The following is a 19651-nucleotide window of genomic DNA, read 5'->3' on the forward strand; positions in this document are numbered from 1 at the left end:
AGGTGGTGGTGCTATGAAGTTATCGGTCATTGTCCCGGCGTTTAAACTGGAACAGTGCATTGAGCCTTGTTTGCGCTCTGTATTGGAACAAACCGTTAATTTTGATTATGAAGTTATCGTGTGTGACGACGCGTCTCCCGATAATACCGCGGCGGTTATTCAGCGTTTAGAACACGCGTTTCCTCACTTGCGTGCCATTTACAAAACACAAAATGGTGGGCTGGCGAATAATATGAAGACGCTGTTGAGTTCCGCACAAGGGGAGTACATTGCGTATCTGGACGGTGACGATATTGCCTTACCCGGTAAGTTACAGAAGCAAGTCGACTACCTGGATAGCCACCCGGATTGCCAGATGGTGTATCACGAATCAGATATGTTTGACTCTGACACCAATGCCTCTATTAAGCTCTACTCGCAACAACACTACAATTGGCAATATGTGCCAGCACGCTCGGAAATTGAACACCTTATTCGCTATGGCACGTATTTGCAGGCCAGTGCAGTGATGTTTCGTCGTCATGATCATTTGGTAGATACGGTGTTAGCCGACTGCAAAATTATTCTGGATTACCCGTTCTATATTCTGAATGCCGGGTTCCTTAATGCCAGTATTGATTTTATGCCTGAGGTGTTGGGCCGCTACCGAATTCACAGCCAGAGTTTTGGGGCACAGACCCAGCGCTGCAGCGAACGCCGCGAGCAAAGTCTGAACGATATTATTGCCGCCTGTCAGGCCGCGTCACAGTTTGGTGTTGCAAAGGAAATTATTGATGCCGGAATCGCACACCACCAGTTTGCGGCGGCACTGTATTTTCTGTTCAGGGAGCAGGATGCCTTGTTTACCCGCTATATTTGCGCCTCTGCGGCTAACGGCGACTTTTTCAATGAACGCCATGCACTTGCCTTTGAGCATTATCAGCAACCTCAAAAAGTCCGGGAGTTATTGGCGTAACTGCCAGTAGGCCTATCCATGAAATATGATGCGATTGTGATTGGAGCCGGGTTTTCCGGCGCGGTAATGGCCGAGCGTCTGGCCAATCAGGGCGGTAAACGCGTACTGGTGCTTGAACAGCGAAATCACATTGGCGGCAACTGTTATGACTACCGTAACGAGCACGGCATAATTGTGCATCAGTATGGCCCGCACTTGTTTCATACCAATAAACCTGAGGTGTGGGCGTATTTATCGCAATTTACCCAGTGGCACGAATACGAACACAAAGTGCTAAGCAGGGTAGATGGCAAGCTGGTACCGTTACCATTCAACCTGAATACACTGGATGCTTTGTATCCGAAATCCGAGGCTGAGCATCTGGCCGAAGTGCTCCTGAGCGAATACGGCGAAGGTGCTAAGGTGCCTATTCTGGACCTGCGTAAAAGTCAGAACCCTGCGCTACAGCAATTGGCTGATGTGGTGTATAACAAATTTTTTGTGAACTACACGGCAAAGCAATGGGGATGTCGCCCCGAGGCCATTTCACCCGCTGTAACGTCGCGCGTGCCGGTAGTGGTAAGTCGCGACGACCGCTATTTTCACGACACCTGGCAGGCGATTCCCGCAGAAGGGTACATGGCGTTGTTTAAAAAGTTACTCAGCCATTCCCTTATTACGGTTGAACTGGGTGTGGATGCGACCCAACGTGTAAGGCTTAATAAAAACGATTTTTCGGTAACCGTAGATGCGCAGCCTTTTAGTGGAGATATTATCTTTACGGGGCAACTGGATGCGTTGTTTAACCACGAGCACGGCGAGTTGCCTTATCGCTCACTGCAGTTTGATTATGAAACACTACCAACAAGCGAATTCCAGCCGGCAACCACAGTGAATTACCCCAACGAAGAAGCGTTTACGCGTATCACAGAGTTCAAGCATATTTTGCCCTGTGCTAGCGATCACACCACAATTGTTCGGGAGTATCCGCAGGATTACGATCGCCACGATCCCAAACGCAACGTACCGTATTACCCGGTGTTTACCGACAGCAACGAGCAGGCATACGAGGCCTATCGCAACCGAATCCAGCAATACCAGCAGGTTGTTGTGCTGGGGCGCTTGGCCGACTACAAGTACTACAACATGGATGATGCGGTAGCAAACGCTCTGACTCTGTTTAACCAGCGATACGGTACCTGATATGACGCCCGCCATCTCAGTTCTGCTACCCATGTACAACGCACAGGACTATATTGCCGAAGCGCTGGATTCTGTGCTGGCGCAAACCTTTGAGGATTTTGAATGTCTGGTAATGGACGATGGTTCATCTGACGCAAGCCGTAAGATAGTGCAGGACTACGCCCGCGCCGATACCCGAATCACGCTGCTTTCTCAGCCCAAGAGCGGCATTGTGACTGCGCTGAATCAGCTAATACTGGCCGCACAAGGCCGCTATCTTGTGCGTTTTGACAGCGACGATGTGTGTTACCCGGAACGCTTTGCTACCCAACTTGATTACTTCCGGCGCGATTCGGAACTGGCAATACTGGGTAGCAAGGTCGCCCTCATTGGTGAACAGCAGGGTACCTGGCATTACCGTCAAACCGACGAACAAACCCGGGCGCTGCAGCTGGTGGGGAATACCTGTTTGTGTCATCCCTCTGTGATGGTGCGTCGCGACGTGTACGAGAACTTTTCCTACCGGTCGCAGTTTCCACACATGGAAGACATGGACTTTTATTGTCGATTTTTATTGTCTGGCAAGGGTAAACTCTACGCCACGACAGAAATATTAATGGATTACCGACTTCATACCGATAACGTATCTAAACAGTATTCATCTGTGCAGTTAGCGCAACGCGCGTTGTGTTTGTCAGCCCTTTGGCAACAACTCGGCATAGCGCACGATGTGCAGGATGTGGAATTGTTTACCGGGCCATTGATGGGCGCAGATTATACCGGTGATATGAATACGTTAGCGACGTCTGTACTTGCGATAGGCGAGCAATTGAGCCGCATTAACCCTGCGGTAATGACTGAAATTGAGCGTCGGCTAAGCCGAATGCCCGGTCGGTAATCAGGAGCGAATGATGCAAAATACGCAAAAACCTATGCAAAAGTTAACGCTAATTAGCTTTGGCTTTAAATACGGCAGCCCGAATGCTAACTATTATTTCGATGTGAGCTTTGCCAAAAACCCGGCGCGTGAAAGCCAGTGGAGCTTGTTCGATCAGCCCGACAACGCCATGGTGGACTTTGTACTGAGTCAGCCCAAGGTGAACGACTTTGTTAAAACTTTACTGCCTATGCTGGACGTGATTGTTACTCTGGATGACGACGCGCGTATTGCGTTTGGCTGTAACGCTGGCCGCCACCGTTCTGCCATTATCGTTGAGCATATTGCAGGTGTTATGCGAGCCAAAGGCATGCATGTTGATGTAATTCACCGGGAGTGGAAGCAATGAGCCAGCAACCCAGTATTGCTATCATTATCGTGTCGCGTAACCGCCCCGATTTGGTAGAGCGCAGCGTAAAGCACTTCGAACAGGACAGCTACCCGAATAAAGAGATTCTGGTGGTTGAATGTGGCACCGACGCGCAAAACCTGTCTCCTTACCCTACTGTAAGCTACACGGACGACGATTTTAAAGGTAAGTGTTTTGGTCATAACGTTGGCCTGAACTACCTGAACATGCAGAAAACCTACGATTACTATCTGTTCTGCATGAACGATGTTTACGTAAACGACAAAACCGATTTTCTGGCTGAAATGATTGATGTGATGGAGACGAACCCTCGTTTGGGCTGTATGTCGCCGGCCGAGAAAGACTCTGATTACCCCGGAGCACGCCCGAAGGGCAGTGGACTGAGACCGGTAACCACGTCGGATTACCTGTTTTTATTCATGCGTGGCGAAGTGGTGCAAAAATACGGCTTCTTCAACCATACGTTTAAATATTGTTGGGGTGCCATTCACGAATACAGTTATAAACTGTACCGCGATGATTGGTTTATGGCCTATTACGATGGCCTGGATTATTTGCATCTTGGGGGCACGACTTACGGCGCCAAAAATACCAAGACCATTTCCCGTGAACAATACCAGATCAACGCCAAACGCTTTGCCTACAATTATTTTGTAGAGCAATATGGTGAAAACTGGGATACCGAGTTCTGGGATGTGGCCACTAAACACCATGACATTGAACACAATACCTACTCCAAACACCGGACATATTGGGCCGGAGCGCTGTAATGCCCGCTAGTGTAGCGATTGTTATACCTTGTTTTAATCATAACGAGGTGGTGACAAAGGCCATTCAATCGCTACACGATCTTTCGATCCCCCCATCGCAGGTGGTGGTTATTGACGACGGATCTGATGTACCCGTTGATGTAACGTCTGTCAGTAGCGGCCTGAATCTCACTGTTGTCAGAACCCCGAATCAGGGCCTGGCTGCCGCCCGCAACGAAGGGTTAAAACGGGTTTCCAGCGACTGGGTGATTTTTTTAGACAGCGACGATGTGTTGCACGCCAATGCGCTGGATATGCCTTCAACGCTGGTGTCAGAGGTTCGTGCTGATGTCCTCACTTCTGCATTTGTGTTGCATCAGCAAGGTCGCCAATCCACCGTCTTTCCTCTATTGGGCGATCCTGTCGCCGCGCTCCTTCAGTGCCATATCGGTCCAATTCACAGCTTTGCGTTTCGGACTGAGACGTTAAAAAAACTCGGCGGCTTTAGTACTGAGGAAGTACTGAGGAAAGGCCATGAAGATTACGACATGATGATGCGTATAGCTTTACACGAGGGACGGTTTTTAACTCAGCATATTCCTGTATGTACTTACGAAAAACTGCCGGGTTCCATGTCTACACATCAACACAATATGTGCTTGAGCCGTCTGTATGTCTGGCTGCGCTTTTTTCTGCAGTTGACTCAGCCTTCACCTCAACGTTTGATGCATGCTGTGGTGTTTTTTGCTCGTCATTACCAGGATTTTGAAGTTAGTTATCCGGATAACATCCCATCCGTTCTGCAAAAACTCATGGTCTGGCGGGCAGAGACTGAGGTATCTGCTGCCGAGTGGGCCTACTGTATTTCTTCATTGCCCGGCAAAATAATTGACGTTTTGGGTTCTGCGCCAGGCCCAACCGGTAAAAGTCAGCCGGTTATTCAGGAAATTTTCGATTGGCGAGCGCAGCCGTATACGTCAGCTGTATTGCTACAACGCTTATCCAAATTAGCGCAATATGCAGGCGAACTCGAGTGTAAGCGTGTAGCGATATGGGGAGCCAATGCACTCGCTGAACAAGCCATTGCTGTTTTGCAGCTTTCAATGTCAGTTACGGTCATCGATAGCAATCGCGCCGGAGAGAGGTTAAGCGGCCTGTCTATCGTTTCCCCTGATGATATTAACTTTTCCGAGGATTGGCCGATACTAATAGCAGCACATCAGGCCTTTTCAGACATTGCTGCGCAGCTAGCTGCAATGAACGTAGAGACAAAGAGAATATTTTGACACAACGACAACCCCTTATTTTGGCGACAGGATTACAAAGCGGTGGCACAACGGTCGTGTCTCACGCGTTTTTGAAGCACCCGGAACTCGACGGCATTCTGGATATGGCGTCAGATCGCATCGAGATGAATCTGGCGCGCGTGTCGGCGCCAGTGGTATGGGTAAAAATGACTACCATCGCATTTCGCTGGGAAGAGGTCGCTGCCGTGTACGAACAACAAGGCTACGAGGTTTACCCTTTGTTGATCGTACGTAATCCTTTCGACGCCTGGGCGTCATTGAAGCACAAATGGTATGGGTTAAACGGGGTAACTGCAGAAGATCCGCCGCTTATGTTGCGCTTCAGCCGTTTCCTAAAAGATTGGTTGCAATTCAAACAGCACGGTTGGCCGGTAATGTGCTTTGAGGATTTTGTTGCAAATCCCGAAGCTGCGCTCAATAAAGCCTGTGAAGCGTTACCCATTGAGTTTAATGCCGCCATGCTGGAAGCCAAAAGCAGTGTAGACGATATTGCCTACGTGTCGGAGTCTAATGCCAGTTTTGCGGAAAACCTGAGTCAGGGTGTGGTAGGCAATGTGGCAAAGCGCATTGCGACACTGGCAGAGGATGAAGTGAACTGGCTGCAATCTACTTTCAGTCAAATGAACGACGAGTTTGGTTACAGCAACAGACATGGCGTTGATGCGTCTCGACGCGAGCTTGCGCCGAACCCCTTCGATAGCCGCCGTTATCTGGGATTTGGACCACAGGTTCTGGCGAAAAAAGTATCGGCTAAACTTCCCGCTTTGTTAAAAGTCTGCCGTGAAGTACAGGCTCAGAAATGTCCTGTCGTGGTATATGGACAGGGGGATTTTGGCGAGTATTTGCTTACCATTCTGCAGAACGCGGATGTGAAGGTGACTGTGGTAATGGATACCTATGCTACAGAGCAAGGTGTAATACTGGGGACACCGGTATGCGGTCCCGACCGTATTAATGAATATCAAAGTGGCATGTTTGTTATTGCAAGCTTTCAGCATGCCGCTGAAATTAAACGGACTTTACTTGCAAGCCGGACAATCACGGACGCTCAGATTTTTGATTTTGGAGTACAGTAATGGGTGCACTGACACGCTACTGCCGGGCAGGCTACGACTCAGTCTGGGTTGTTTCTTCTACACATGAAGCCGCTGAATTTGCCGCAAAGATAATGCGGGAAAATGCACTTCATGAAAATCCTGGTATTCGTCAGCTCATGCTCGATGGCATCAACATGGACGAGCAAAAACCGTCTCTGATTATTGTTTTTGAATCTAATTTACAAGCCGCTCTGGCAACCAGTAAAGCGCTGAATGCATTTAAAGACCTGCATATTCCCGTCGTATTCGGTAATGCCCGGGACGTATTTTTCGAACGCCCTAATGTATCGCAGCAAGGAATTTCTTACGCGGGGATGTTTCAGATTTGCGCTGCTTATCTTCAAGGACAGAAAGCACTGGCAGGGTCGAAACTTGGCTACGCTGAGTTTGGCGTGTTTGATGGCAGAACATGCAGCCTAGCGTGGCAATTACTCAACGGAGTAGTTGAAGACTATTATGCTTTCGATTCCTTTCAGGGCATTCTGGAAAAAGCAGAGGGAGAAGAGCTTTATTACCAGACTGGGGATTATTACGCGAATCAGCAAACCTTTGAGCTTAACATGCGGCTTTGTGGCGTGATGCCGGAGCGTTTGCATTCTGTTCCTTGTGATTTTGATAAGGACCTCAGTGGCGGCCGGTTAAATGACGTAATACAAACGTCATTAGCGGTGGTTCACGTTGACTGTGATGTTTATCCTGCCGCGCTGCACGTACTTGAGTACGTAACACCACACCTGGCCGAGGGATGCATTTTGTTGTTCGATGATTACGACTCTATGTGGGGCGATCCCAATAAAGGAGAGAAGCGTGCTTTGGCAGAATGGCAGGCAAATCATCCGGAATTTAGTGTGAGTGAATATCGTGCATATTCAGCAACAGGCAGGGCTTTCTTATGTTACAGATCGTCGAACCGCTAGCACAGTCTCCTTTTTTAACGGCAGACAAGCGCCTTATCGTTGGCTTGGAGTTTACCAATGCCTGCAATTTTCGGTGCCCGATTTGCCCTCAGGCTTACCGCTACAAAAAACTACCGCAACCGGCGGGTGCCAAGTATGACCGTGCTATAGGCAATATATCGAATACCGTATTCCACCGCATAGTGGAAGAGTGCGAACGGGTTGCCAAAACGGTTGAGCTGAATTTCTTTGGTGAGCAAACGCTGCACCCTCGTTATAAACAATTTCTTAAGGTGCTGGCAAAGCGAAAGCACTTTTTGCTGGTGACCAATACCAACATGTCTCTGATGGATGAGAGCATTATGGATGCTTGGATCGAAGCAAAATTCGATCAAATCCGCTTAAGTATCGATGCTATTGATGATGAAGTATTTGACATTGCTCGCCCTGGAAAAGTGAAAGACCTGCAAGGTAATTCGCTAAAAACAAACCGCCTTGGTGCTATTCATGAAAAAATGCATCTGTGGTTTAACAAGCCTGATCACAGGCCAACGCGTTTGGTGTTTGTGGAAAGCCAGTACAACAAAGGCCAGTCAACCCGTTTTATTGATTACTGGAAACCATTCCTGGGTCCTAAGGATGAATTGATTGTTAAGCCTGTGTTGTCCTATGGCGGAAAAATTGAGGACCCAACGATTGGGTCCGGCACTTGCAATGTTTGGGACTTGAAAATGTGTCAGTTGGATTGGCAGGGAAATGTCTCTCCTTGTAATCTGGATGTGAATATGGACCTGTCGATGGGCAATATTATGCAAGACAGTCTGGCCGATATCTATTATTCAGACCGTGCTGAAAAGCTAAGTAAGCGAACGGGTTGTGGTAATGATATTGAGCCATGTAAAACCTGTACAGATAGTAATTTTTGGGATGGTACCATTCGGATTCAGGGCGGAAATTGATGCGATATTCCCCTCAAATGCTTGACCGTAAGCACTTAAAAAGCGGTTGTCCGGAGAAAAGTGGTAAGCCTGACTTTATTGGTTTAGGTACGCCTAAAGCGGGTACCAGTTGGTGGTATCAGTTGCTCGTTGAGCATCCAAAGATCAAAGACAATGATTTTCGGGTTAAAGAGACCTGTTATTTCTGCCATCCGTGGGATAATGATGAGAATAACGCAGCACTTGCCCACTATGAAACCGGTTTTGGAAGCGCTACAGATGCGTTGGTAGGGGAGTGGTCTACGCTTTATTTTAGTCATCCGTTTGCCCTTGAGAGGGTAATCGAGTCCTACCCAAATGCGAAAAAGCTGGTTGCTTTCAGGGAACCTGTCAGTTGTCTTAAATCCTGGGTTTCTCAAATTATGCGCAACCGGGCGAGTAAAATGCTTCACGATGACGAAGAATCCAGACAGATGTATTGGCTGTATGATTTATTACCGTCATTGTACACACAGATAATGAATTACCCTGACAAGCTGCGCTGGTTAATGGAAAAAGAAGGCGATAATTTGCTGGTGTTGCAGTACGAAGCTAACCAGACAGCAACGCAGCGCCAGTTGGATAAAACACTGACATTTCTGGAGCAGGATAGCTTTGAGCCCCCTTCACTCTCTAAGCGTATAAACGCTGCCGGTAACAACGATTTTTCAGAGCTTACCCTTCCCGCGCACGTCGAAAGAGATTTACGCCGATGTGGTAGAGCTTTGTTGAGTTTGTGCAACGATTTTGATCCTGCGCTTTGGGAGGGATAATTTCTATTGCAGACTCTACGTTTATTTACTAATTGACTACCTTTATGACACTAGCACCGTTCCGCTTGACAGTAGTTGCATTAAGCTCAGTAGTTAATCTAGAGCATATTTCCCTCTTCACTGAATGTTAAAGTATGTAAACGCAACAAAGAACTTTGGTATTATGATAGTAAAACTAATCGCGTCATTTTCACAAGTATCTTTTGCTTCACATGAATTTTTGAACTTTTTTAACTTGAAAAGTTGCTTGCTAACACAAGCTCAACGGCATTTCTAAATACTGATAATTATTTTATCTACTCGGTGCGTGTGGCCTCAAGAGCCGCATACGAATTTATAAAGTTTACTCCTAGACAACCACTAATCGATTGTTTTCGCAACTTCTTTAGCGCAGCGTTATTCCGCAGAGAAACTCTTGTGTAAGTTGACTTTTCTACTGAATTGATCGATGAGATCAACGCCATCCCAATTTGTACTAAAGGTCAAAGCTTCACCAACAGGCACGACTCTATCAACCCCTGTTTGAACTGTGGTTAACCATTCGTGTAATAACTTAGGGTCCACTCCCCATACAGAGAGTGTCTGATTGGCGGGTTTTAGCATCGGATTCAGTTGCGCTAACGAGGCTAAACTCAGTTCTAGAAATAAGCCGCTCCCCTTGTGGGCATCAGTACAAAAATGGCTTATAGATGACACACCCAAACGAGTTATGCCTCGTTCTTGGATAAGCTCGAACGCATTTCCTACACTTGCTGCAATTTGCTGTGCAGCCAAAAGCGCTTGATAGTGCTCACTATCAGAAAATGGCTGCTTTCGCCGAACTAACTCTATAAGTGCAGGCCAAAAACGCTTTTTAGCATCGCCTATTTGCTCTTTACTTCCCAGCCACACAATGGCCTTTGCTGACGAGCATCCTTGTTGCGAAAAGGTCGTTTGATCCTTGTAAAACAATTGAACGAACTCTTCAAATTCAGCTTCAGACTCAGCCATTATCGTTTTCGCATCGAGCAGGCACAGCGAAAATTTATTACCGAAACACATCTCTCTTGCGTGGGCGGGCATGGGAATTTCTCTTTGCGCAATAATCGCCTCATCTGAACCCCATAACACCCTACCTTCGACACTATTTATTAATGCAATTAGCTCACTGCTGTCATAGTCACACTGAATTAATTGAAACCGCGCATTTTGCTCTGGAAAATCAGCGGCAAGCTGACAAATTTTTTCAATCAGAATATCTGAACTTTTGCCGCCACGGCGAGACAAGCGAATTACATTTTTATTTCCGCACAATAGGCTAAGGATCCCCGAATAGACAAACAGGCTGTCTACGTTTGCAGGGGCACTGTGGTAAAGCATGCCGAGGGGCTGTCTAAGCGAGCCTGTGTGTTGATAGGGTTTGAGTATATTATATAGATTAGATTTTCTTAGCCAGAAACCTAAGGCAATTAAATCTGGAAGTTCTCTTACTTTGGGTTCTTTAAGAATAAGATCTGATAGCGTATCGCAGTACGCTATGTCCTGTTCTGAAAAGCTTGAAAATAACTTTGCTTCTACGCTCGGTGGATTTAATCGGGTCCATGCCATCGTCAGCTTTGCCCCCTAACTGTTGGCCTGAAAGTATCGCTACAACCTCTCATCTCAACCTTAGGTAGCCGCCCTTTAATTTCGAAATACTTCCCTTTTCTACCACAAGGGCAATCGTCTTCCCCCAAAATAACCGCTCTATCCTCTGTTAGTAGGCTGTGTCCTGGGTAACTCTTAGGCAAAACTGACATCAGCTGCAAAATACCTTCTCTACCTAGTGGCAATGGGCGCCAGGTTTCAGCATCTCTCACTAATACATCCGAATAACTCGAACAATGTAGATGCCCTTGTTCACACTCCACAAAAATTGACCCAACTTGCTCTACCAATCCGTAAAAATTATGGACCTTTGGAATATCTGTGTATTCCAACACGGTTTGTTTGAACGTCGCATTACTAACAGCGCGATCTTCAAGTTTTTTCCATCCCCCGCTATGGAGTAAAATAGCGTTGGGTAGCGATATTCGCTGTTTAGATTGTTTCAGCTGCTCGACGAAATATTGCCAAACCATAAAAGTGAAACCAAACACAAGTACTGGTTTAGCCGCAAACTCGGAACAAAACTGCTGCACTGCATCAATATTTACACTCATGTCTTCATTTAGCGCGTTGCAATGATTTCGCCCCATAAATGACAGACCTTTAATCCCGGCTGCGCGGGCCGAAAAACTATTGCGTGCATCTAATATTGAGGGCTTATCTATAATTAACATCGGTCTGCGCTCTTTTCCCAACCAATGCTGCATAATTTTTACTAGCGTCTTAGATTGGAGTCCGGCCGTCTCCCTGTCTAAGGTAATTTTTGACGGATTCCCTGTCGTACCGCTGGAGTAAAGAGTTTTAAACACTTCACTGTCTGGAATCGACTTTAACGAGAGATGCTTAAAAAGACTAACCGCGAGATAAGGTACTGCTGCTAGTTGGTTCGCCACCGCATAGTTAGGCCATTGAGCAGCCACAACAGATTCATATTCGCTACAGAATTTACGGTGATGGGCAGTTGAACTATTTAGTTCAGCTAATAGCAAAGGCGCTTTCTTCGCTACCGTTAACTCATATGGGGCTTGGTCGATCAACATGATAATGACTCTTTAACAGCTAGAAACAGGCTTTGATAATTTACTTTGCCATTTGCCAGTAGCGGGATTGAGTCAAGTTTGACAACTTTAATAAATGAAGGATGAATAGCTAAAGACTCCCTAAGATAACTCGTTATCTGCTCTGGGGTATTATCGTCCCCACCCACGTAACTAACTATCAGTAAATCATCACTTCCACAACAGCATGATGACACGTTAAATTTGCATAAAATTTCTTCAATGTCATCTAGTTGTAACCGTTGGCCTTGAATCTTTATCATTCTACTCAACCGACCGACAATACGGAATAAACCATTCGGCAATTGCTCTGCAATATCCCCCGTTCTGAGTTCACTCACGCGCTCATTCAGGGTTAAATCTCTCACACAACTTGCATACCCTAGCATCACATTTGGTCCGCGATAGCACAGTTCACCTGCTACATAAGGGTCGGTAATTTTATTCTTAGTGTCTAAATCACGGAGAAGCAATTCACCCTCTGGGATGGCACGCCCAATACAATCAGAGAAGGTATTAAGTAGGTGCGGCGGTAAATAAGCAATACGTGCCGTTGCTTCGGTTTGCCCATACATGAGAAATGCAGGTATATTGAACTGGTTTGACAGAGTGTTCACATAATCAGCCTGTTCTGGTGTTAGCTTTCCGCCCGCCTGGGTTAAATAACGAAGGTGCGGGTATGCCTGCCGTTCTAAACGCAACTTACGAAAAAGTTGATAGTGAAAAGGGACACCAGATAAACTACTTATTGCAAACTTACTAAACTGATTCCAAAACAGTTTACTTAGAATCGGCGCTTCGGTGAGTAAAACTGACGCTCCCTTATACAAGTGGCTATTTAATATAGACAAGCCATATGAATAAAAAAGTGGTAGTGAGGTAATGGCTCTATCTTCATTTACAATAGGTAAATACTGAGAGATAGCGTGGGCATTTGCGTGTAAATTATCTAATGTTAGCATAACTGACTTAGGTGAACCTGAGCTGCCAGAAGTGCTTAACATTAACGCGCAATCCCTGCGTACATTTTGGGTATAGCCTGTTTCTACCACAGTGCCATCTGCGTTTATCAAGGTCGCAATCTTCAGTTTTTCTATGAGCCTAGTCGTGCCTTCGTCAGATAGCCCAGGAGACATCAATAGCAGTGTTCTTCCTAAACGTAACGCTGCGATATATGTGACGACATTATCTAGTGTAGTACTAAACGACAATGCACCTAATGAGCCCGCGGGAATAGTTTCAACAAGCCGCTTTTCTTTTTTCTCAACAAGTTTTTCTAAATAAGCGTAATTTATAACCTCACCGCTCGGTAAGTAATAGGCTGGGTGTTCACCAAATCGATCTAGTCGATGTACAAAGGTGTAAGGCCGAGCTGCATCAGTCACAAGCTTAATCCACCGTCGACCGACATTATATGTCCCGTTACATAAGCAGCCTCTTTTGAACATAAGAATTTAGCGACAGAAGCTACATCTTCCGCCTGCCCCAAACGTCGTAAGCTAATGCTTTCTTTCAATTGCTGTTTTTGTTCTTGCGTATAGTGAGCCGTAAGATCAGTTTCGATAAACCCTGGAGAAATCGCATTAACCCTAATACCGAGTGGCCCAAGTTCTTTTGACAGCGATTTTACAAACGAGGGGATAGCGCCCTTGGTGGCCGCATATACGGACTGGCCGGCGGAGCCATATTCGGCGACTTTAGATGAAACTAACAAAAGATGACCTGTTTTATGGCGCATCATCAATCGACTCGCGAGTTGGCAAACTTGTATAGATGAGACTACGTTGACGGCCAATAGGCTCTCTATATCATCTACACGTGTCATGCTTAGCATTGCGTCCCGCATTTGCCCGGCACAGTGAATAAGGTTTGACAGGGGCCTGTTGTCGAGTACCCTTTGTATGTGTTTGAAAAGCTCAACAACCGCATGACTGTCGCTGAGATCGGCAACAAAGTAGTGCGCTTTCGCCCCCACTCTTTTACAATCCTCGTTAAGCTCACGTAATCTATTGTCATCTCTTGCTACGAGTATTAATTCATGGCCTTGCTCAGCAAGCATTAGTGCACATGCGCGGCCAATCCCCCTACTCGCGCCTGTGATAAGAGTGATGGGTGTATCGGTATTCATTCAAACGTTATTCCATGCTTAGCTAATATCTCTTTCGCTTTAGCCACCGAACTTAAGTCAATAATATCATCAGTATCCAACATCACATTGAATGTATTCTCAAGCTCTGCAATCAATAACATATGTGCCGTTGAATCCCATTCTTTAATCGTATTGTACGCGAGGCCTTCACCTACTCGCGATTCGGGGATCGCTAATGAAACAGCGAATGATGAAATCAGTTTCTCGTTATTTGTGGGTTCAATACTCATCTTAATTCCTAATAAATCTTGCAAAGTTTTTAACTGCTCGCTGATGCGCATCAGCGTTTAACGTCAAACAGACCACATTTTCACTCGACTGGTGACTATCAGTGACATAACCTAGTTGCTCATTAAAACGCAATGCGCCTACATTGCTGCTCTTCACCTTTGCAACAATGGCGCGTAAAGAAAGGCTTAAGAAGGCAAACTCATTTAATGCGAGGGCCGCGAAAAAAGCGAGTATGGTACCGCGATACTTGTTATCTGCTATATACATTCCTGACTCAGCGCTTATACATGCGTCAATCGCAACCGAATTCGAGCTTTTTAGGTTGCAAGCACCAATTCGTTTTTCTTTGTAGCAGATTACGAATTGCAATTGTGTTTTATCGACACTGACTTTTGAAAACCAGTGTCGCTGCTGTACTGAAGAAATTTCATTTTGTTCAAACATATACTGACGTATATCAGGTCTATTTCTCCATTCCCTTAATAATTCAAGGTCGTCAATCGTCACCGGTTTTAACACAACGTTAAACGCATTGATTGTTTCCTGGTGCCACATTGTCTGCAACTTTTTCACTATACCAGTTCCCAACACATTGCCGTGCCCGCTTTAACATCTTTCAATATTTTTCTGCCGAGTAACAACGGTAGATATTTGGTAGGTAACCCTAGCCCAGGTCTTACCGACCTCAAATTTTCTTTTGTTAAGATTTCTCCGGCTTTAATATCTTTCGAAATGTACAGCGACCGTCTATCCTTTCTTGACACTATTTCTTTATCTGTGCAGCCATAAAAAACCTCCCCTAAAGCGTCGTATGCACGCCGGGCCTCATCCACTAACATTTTCAATTCGAATGGCTCAAGCGAGAATTCTGCGTCAACGCCGCCTTCGCTCCTATTTGAAACAAAGTGTTTCTCGATAACACTTGCCCCCAAGGCTACCGATGCCACTGCTACTCCTATACCTTCGGTATGATCAGAAAGTCCAGCTGGGCAATTAAACAACTCAGCCAAATGAGGGATGGTGCGTATATTGGCATCTAACGGACGGGCCGGGTAATTGCTAGTACATTTTAATAATACCAACTCGGAGCAGCCATTCTTTCGTAGTACTTCCACCGACTCGGCGAGCTCAGATTGACTAGCCATACCCGTAGATAAAATCACAGGCTTGCCCGTTTTTGCCACGGCTTCCAGCAACCCATGATCTGTATTTTCAAACGAAGCTATTTTGTAACAAGGTACATCTAACGACTCTAAAAACTCTACGGCTGTAAGATCAAAAGGAGAACTAAACGCAATTAAACCTTTGCTTTTTGCGTGTTCAAAAATGTCTTTATGCCATTCCCATGGAGTCATTGCTTTAGCATATAAACTATACAAAGAAATCCCTTTCCATAGACTATTGGGATCACTAATAAAAAACTCGCCTTCATGAATATTGAGGGTGATCGTATCTGGTGTATAAGTTTGGAGCTTTATTGCATGGGCACCCGAATCAGCGGCCAAATCAACGAGTTCGATAGCCTTATCATATGACTGCCCATGATTGCCTGATAACTCAGCGATAACAAAAGGAGGGTGAGAGGCGCCTACTAACCGATGTCCGAGTTTTACTTCTTTCATAAAACGAATACCATTTAATTGCGCAATGCCGTATTAACGATTCGCCACTGCTTTGTTATAGTTTTGCCGGTATCTTACTTTTAAAGACTTACCGTATGCAAAAAAACTCTTCATTTGTTTGCAGAGTGCGTCTTTTATCTGCTAATTCACATTATCTTTATCGGTATATTAGTGTGGAAACTTTAGCTCCCAGTAAGCCATATCAGCCAAACTATCCGTATATTGCCACCGAATACTATCAATTACCTTAATAGTGTAAATTCACCCATTTGTTGTTCAATTTTTTCATTGCTGCGTTTTTTGAATATTGCTAAGTGGGTATGCTCGCTATCCGCTGTGTTACACTTTCTATAGAACATAGGAATATAAGGACGATTACGTCAATGGTATCAAGGTCATTGCACATCGCATTTCGTGTTGATGCTTCAGAGACAATAGGCGCAGGGCATGGAATGCGATGCGTAACTTTGGCCCTAGGGCTTAAACAACGGCTGAAACAACTAGGAATGAAAGCCGATTTTCACTTCGTCAGTACAAAATCCGCTCAGCTGCTGGTTAACTTGTATCGCCAGAATGGCTTCTTACACAGTGTTGTTGATACTGTCGATAGCTCTGTTGACCATATCAAGGCTGATGTCTGGATCGTTGACCACTATCAATTGGACAGGGTATTCGAGCAAACACTTACCAATCGTAACCTCAAAGTTATGGTTATTGATGATTTAGCGAATCGTATGCATGACTGCCATTTATTGCTTGATACTAACTTTCTAGAAAACTATAAAAATCGCTACAACGAGTTAGTAAACGAGAGTTGTCGCTTGCTATTAGGGCCAAGCTACGCACTTCTTAGAGAGGAGTTTTACGCTTTATCACAAGTACAATGTAAAGCTCTTCGTCAAATACTAATCTGCTTTGGTGGAAGCGATCCCCACAATATGACAATGTTTGCCCTTAATGCATTACGATTGCTGGACGATAATTGTATTGAAGCAAATGTGGTGATAAACGATAACCATAAAGCTCGGAACGAAATTAGCGAACAAATACAGCGTATCAATAGTAAGACCATTCATAAGGTTCAACTTCATATCAATAGCAGAAATATGTCTCACTTAATGCAAACAGCTACGCTAATGATAGGTGCTGGAGGAAGTATGCACTGGGAACGGTGCGTAATAGGGCTCCCCGCCATAATCATCAGTGTTGCAGACAACCAAAGAGAAACTTCTCAATATTTAGCAGATAAAAACGTGTGTGATTATATAGGGCACTTCGATGAGGTGGGGATTGAACAACTCGCTGGGCGGATGGCGGATTTATTACGCTTACCCCACCGTCTATCTAAAATGAGTAATAGTGCCAAAACGATTATTCCTTTGGATAAAGGCACACCAAAGGTGTGTGATGAAATAATAAGCACATTTCAATTAACGAGTACACGTTAAAAATTTAGTTATATACTTTTATTTATACTTTACGTAGGACGGTTATACGCCTAGTCTGCTCATGGTGCGTAACAATGTTGTCACCACATGCTCCACTTCGTAATTAGTCATCGAGGGGAAAATAGGTAGCGTGAGTGCGTGGTGATAGTAACATTCGGCATTTGGAAAGTCGCCATGACTGAACCCCAGACGACGGTAATATGGCTGCGTATGAATGGGTATATAATGCACGTGAACATAAACACCTTGCGCCCTCATTTCCTCAACGAGTTTTGATTTTAGCGCCAACGTCAACCCCGGTATACGTACTACGTATAAATGATAGCTGCTGTAACACCCCTCTGCCACAACTAAAGGTTTAACACTGCAGACCCCTTTAAAATGAGCATCGTAAAGACATGCGACTGTGTTGCGCCCTCGAATAAAACGCGGAAGTTTACCAAGCTGACTAAGCCCTATCGCTGCTTCAACATCGTTCATTCTGTAATTGAAACCCAACGATAATTGTTGGTAATACCAGGCCCCATCGGCTTCACGGTCCATTGATTCCTTTTGACTCGTCACCCCATGGCTCCTAGCCAAGCGCATACTCCTAGCCAAGTCTACGCTATTGGTCATTGCCATACCGCCTTCCAATGAGGTGATAATTTTAACTGGATGAAAACTAAATACACAGATATCAGAATACTGACAACTACCAATCATTTTATCATTGTATCTCGCCCCTACGGCATGGGACGCATCTTCTATGATACTAAATCCGTATTTTTCAGCCAAGTTATGCAGTCGTTTCATGTTGCATGGCTGCCCCGAAAAATGAACAGGGATAACGACTTTAGGTAACTGTTTGGCAGCGCAAGCGGTTTCTAACTTATCATGCAGAGCATCCATACACATATTGCCGGTATCCTGTTCGATATCAACAAAATCAATATCTGCTCCACAAAACCGAGCACAATTTGCCGAGGCCACAAAGGAATTGGGGGACGTCCACACCAAATCTTTGTCACCAACTCCCAATGCAAGACATGCTATATGCAATGCTGACGTTGCGCTATTAACCGCAACACCATATTGAACGTGACAAAAGCTAGCTAGGGCATCCTCGAAACGTGGCACCCATGGCCCCTGCGTCAGCCAATCCGATTTGAGGACAGAGACAACGGAAGCAATATCATCGTCGTCAATACTGTGCTTTCCGTATGGGATCACTTAGCGCAAATCCTCATTGAAGGAAATAATTTCCTCTACATTTAAAAAGTGCGTGTTGTTATTCGATACATATTCAAAATTATCTGCTACACGTTTTCCTTTTTCATCAAGCGCATTACTGGTGAAATCATTGCTGCGTTGGAAAAACTTTATAGCAGGCGCAATAACATAGTGATCGTCAAACTCATAAGTGTGGAAAGCCATATCCCCGGGACACATCATCTCGTGAAGTTTTTCGCCGGGTCTAACACCGATAACTTTGGTGGGTAAATGCGGAGCTATCGCTTTTGCTAAATCGACTATACGAACAGAGGGTATTTTGGGAACAAAAATCTCCCCTCCTTGCATACGCTCAAAATTTTTCAAAACGAAATCTACCCCTTGTTGCAAGGTAATCCAAAATCGCGTCATTTCTGGGTGGGTAATAGGTATCGCATCGGTACCTTCATTTAGCAGCTTTTGGAAGAATGGAACAACGGACCCTCTTGATCCGGCGACATTACCGTATCGCACTACCGAAAACCTGGGATACTTGCTTCCCACCATATTATTGGCGGCGATAAAAAGTTTATCAGACGCGAGTTTCGTCGCGCCATAAAGGTTAACGGGATTGGCCGCTTTGTCTGTGGATAAGGCGATGACTTTCCCCACATTATTATCAATCGCAGCATTTATCACATTTTCAGCACCGTCTATATTTGTTCGAATACACTCAGTTGGATTATATTCTGCAGCTGGAACCTGTTTCATTGCTGCAGCATGGATCACATAGTCAACATGCTTCATTGCACGAGTTAGACGATCTATGTCCCTTACGTCACCAATGAAATAACGCATACAGGGCGCATTGAATTTCTGCTGCATTTCAAACTGTTTTAATTCGTCACGAGAATATATTATTAGGCGTTTAGGCTTGTATTTCTCCAGCAGTATCTGTGTATACTTGTGTCCAAATGACCCAGTACCCCCCGTGATTAGTATTGATTTCCCGTTAAACATAAGTGACCTGTTATTTGGTATTCATTTTTAGTTTGACGCCCTAATTCCAATAAAACAAAAACTTCATGAAATAACAAGAATGTT

Annotated in this window: 20 protein-coding genes; 11 read left to right on the forward strand and 9 right to left on the reverse strand. The window is 45.2% G+C overall.

Features of this window, described 5'->3' with window-relative positions:
* Positions 1 to 13 precede the first annotated feature (13 nt).
* From ACTRWF_RS05855 to ACTRWF_RS05900, 10 genes are read left to right on the forward strand one after another with little or no spacing between them, the layout of a single operon-like run.
* A complete protein-coding gene (locus tag ACTRWF_RS05855; protein WP_015066472.1) occupies positions 14 to 955 on the forward strand; it encodes a glycosyltransferase family 2 protein in 942 nt (313 codons plus the stop codon).
* 18 nt (positions 956 to 973) lie between these two features.
* On the forward strand, positions 974 to 2137 hold the full coding sequence (gene glf / locus ACTRWF_RS05860; protein WP_015066471.1) for a UDP-galactopyranose mutase: 1164 nt from the start codon (positions 974 to 976) through the stop codon (positions 2135 to 2137).
* 1 nt (position 2138) lies between these two features.
* Positions 2139 to 3014: a glycosyltransferase family 2 protein gene (locus ACTRWF_RS05865; RefSeq protein WP_015066470.1), complete on the forward strand. Its 876-nt coding sequence runs from the start codon at positions 2139 to 2141 to the stop codon at positions 3012 to 3014.
* 10 nt (positions 3015 to 3024) lie between these two features.
* Positions 3025 to 3402, forward strand: a complete 378-nt coding sequence (locus tag ACTRWF_RS05870; RefSeq protein ID WP_080597385.1) for a RapZ C-terminal domain-containing protein — start codon at positions 3025 to 3027, stop codon at positions 3400 to 3402.
* The gene (locus ACTRWF_RS05875; RefSeq protein WP_015066468.1) at positions 3399 to 4193 is read left to right on the forward strand and encodes a glycosyltransferase family 2 protein; all 795 of its coding nucleotides are present in this window, start codon (positions 3399 to 3401) and stop codon (positions 4191 to 4193) included. The genes ACTRWF_RS05870 and ACTRWF_RS05875 overlap by 4 nt, the downstream gene beginning before the upstream one ends.
* A complete protein-coding gene (locus tag ACTRWF_RS05880) occupies positions 4193 to 5458 on the forward strand; it encodes a glycosyltransferase family 2 protein (protein ID WP_015066467.1) in 1266 nt (421 codons plus the stop codon). Before ACTRWF_RS05875 ends, ACTRWF_RS05880 begins: the two co-directional genes overlap by 1 nt.
* Positions 5455 to 6555 (forward strand): sulfotransferase family protein, encoded by a 1101-nt coding sequence (locus ACTRWF_RS05885; protein WP_015066466.1) that lies wholly within the window; start codon positions 5455 to 5457, stop codon positions 6553 to 6555. Before ACTRWF_RS05880 ends, ACTRWF_RS05885 begins: the two co-directional genes overlap by 4 nt.
* Complete coding sequence (locus ACTRWF_RS05890) at positions 6555 to 7493, forward strand: class I SAM-dependent methyltransferase (RefSeq protein WP_015066465.1); 939 nt, start codon at positions 6555 to 6557, stop codon at positions 7491 to 7493. The genes ACTRWF_RS05885 and ACTRWF_RS05890 overlap by 1 nt, the downstream gene beginning before the upstream one ends.
* Positions 7469 to 8431 (forward strand): radical SAM/SPASM domain-containing protein, encoded by a 963-nt coding sequence (locus ACTRWF_RS05895; RefSeq protein ID WP_015066464.1) that lies wholly within the window; start codon positions 7469 to 7471, stop codon positions 8429 to 8431. The genes ACTRWF_RS05890 and ACTRWF_RS05895 overlap by 25 nt, the downstream gene beginning before the upstream one ends.
* On the forward strand, positions 8431 to 9222 hold the full coding sequence (locus ACTRWF_RS05900; protein WP_015066463.1) for a sulfotransferase domain-containing protein: 792 nt from the start codon (positions 8431 to 8433) through the stop codon (positions 9220 to 9222). Before ACTRWF_RS05895 ends, ACTRWF_RS05900 begins: the two co-directional genes overlap by 1 nt.
* Positions 9223 to 9618: 396 nt before the next feature.
* Here ACTRWF_RS05900 and ACTRWF_RS05905 read toward each other — a convergent pair whose 3' ends face one another.
* From ACTRWF_RS05905 to pseI, 7 genes are read right to left on the reverse strand one after another with little or no spacing between them, the layout of a single operon-like run.
* Positions 9619 to 10809, reverse strand: coding sequence for an acyl-CoA reductase (locus ACTRWF_RS05905; RefSeq protein WP_015066462.1), 1191 nt, complete (start codon positions 10807 to 10809; stop codon positions 9619 to 9621).
* Positions 10810 to 10811: 2 nt separating this feature from the next.
* Positions 10812 to 11888, reverse strand: coding sequence for a LuxE/PaaK family acyltransferase (locus ACTRWF_RS05910; RefSeq protein WP_015066461.1), 1077 nt, complete (start codon positions 11886 to 11888; stop codon positions 10812 to 10814).
* Positions 11882 to 13291: an AMP-binding protein gene (locus ACTRWF_RS05915; protein WP_015066460.1), complete on the reverse strand. Its 1410-nt coding sequence runs from the start codon at positions 13289 to 13291 to the stop codon at positions 11882 to 11884. Before ACTRWF_RS05915 ends, ACTRWF_RS05910 begins: the two co-directional genes overlap by 7 nt.
* On the reverse strand, positions 13288 to 14034 hold the full coding sequence (locus ACTRWF_RS05920; RefSeq protein WP_015066459.1) for an SDR family NAD(P)-dependent oxidoreductase: 747 nt from the start codon (positions 14032 to 14034) through the stop codon (positions 13288 to 13290). The genes ACTRWF_RS05915 and ACTRWF_RS05920 overlap by 4 nt, the downstream gene beginning before the upstream one ends.
* Positions 14031 to 14285, reverse strand: coding sequence for a hypothetical protein (locus ACTRWF_RS05925; RefSeq protein WP_015066458.1), 255 nt, complete (start codon positions 14283 to 14285; stop codon positions 14031 to 14033). Before ACTRWF_RS05925 ends, ACTRWF_RS05920 begins: the two co-directional genes overlap by 4 nt.
* A gap of 1 nt (position 14286) precedes the next feature.
* Positions 14287 to 14859, reverse strand: coding sequence for a GNAT family N-acetyltransferase (locus ACTRWF_RS05930; RefSeq protein WP_015066457.1), 573 nt, complete (start codon positions 14857 to 14859; stop codon positions 14287 to 14289).
* Positions 14859 to 15908 carry a pseudaminic acid synthase gene (pseI, locus tag ACTRWF_RS05935; protein ID WP_015066456.1) on the reverse strand — a complete coding sequence of 350 codons (1050 nt, stop codon included), beginning with the start codon at positions 15906 to 15908 and terminating at the stop codon, positions 14859 to 14861. Before pseI ends, ACTRWF_RS05930 begins: the two co-directional genes overlap by 1 nt.
* A 383-nt stretch (positions 15909 to 16291) precedes the next feature.
* On the opposite strand from pseI, the gene pseG reads away from it, so the two are divergent.
* Positions 16292 to 17356, forward strand: a complete 1065-nt coding sequence (gene pseG, locus ACTRWF_RS05940) for a UDP-2,4-diacetamido-2,4,6-trideoxy-beta-L-altropyranose hydrolase (protein ID WP_462835235.1) — start codon at positions 16292 to 16294, stop codon at positions 17354 to 17356.
* 42 nt (positions 17357 to 17398) lie between these two features.
* On the opposite strand, the gene pseC is transcribed toward pseG, so the two are convergent.
* Positions 17399 to 18568 carry a UDP-4-amino-4,6-dideoxy-N-acetyl-beta-L-altrosamine transaminase gene (gene pseC / locus ACTRWF_RS05945; protein WP_015066454.1) on the reverse strand — a complete coding sequence of 390 codons (1170 nt, stop codon included), beginning with the start codon at positions 18566 to 18568 and terminating at the stop codon, positions 17399 to 17401.
* Positions 18569 to 19567, reverse strand: a complete 999-nt coding sequence (gene pseB, locus ACTRWF_RS05950; RefSeq protein WP_015066453.1) for a UDP-N-acetylglucosamine 4,6-dehydratase (inverting) — start codon at positions 19565 to 19567, stop codon at positions 18569 to 18571.
* Positions 19568 to 19651 lie beyond the last annotated feature (84 nt).

It is taken from the genome of Alteromonas sp. G5_S2_22_S1 (genome assembly GCF_054968525.1).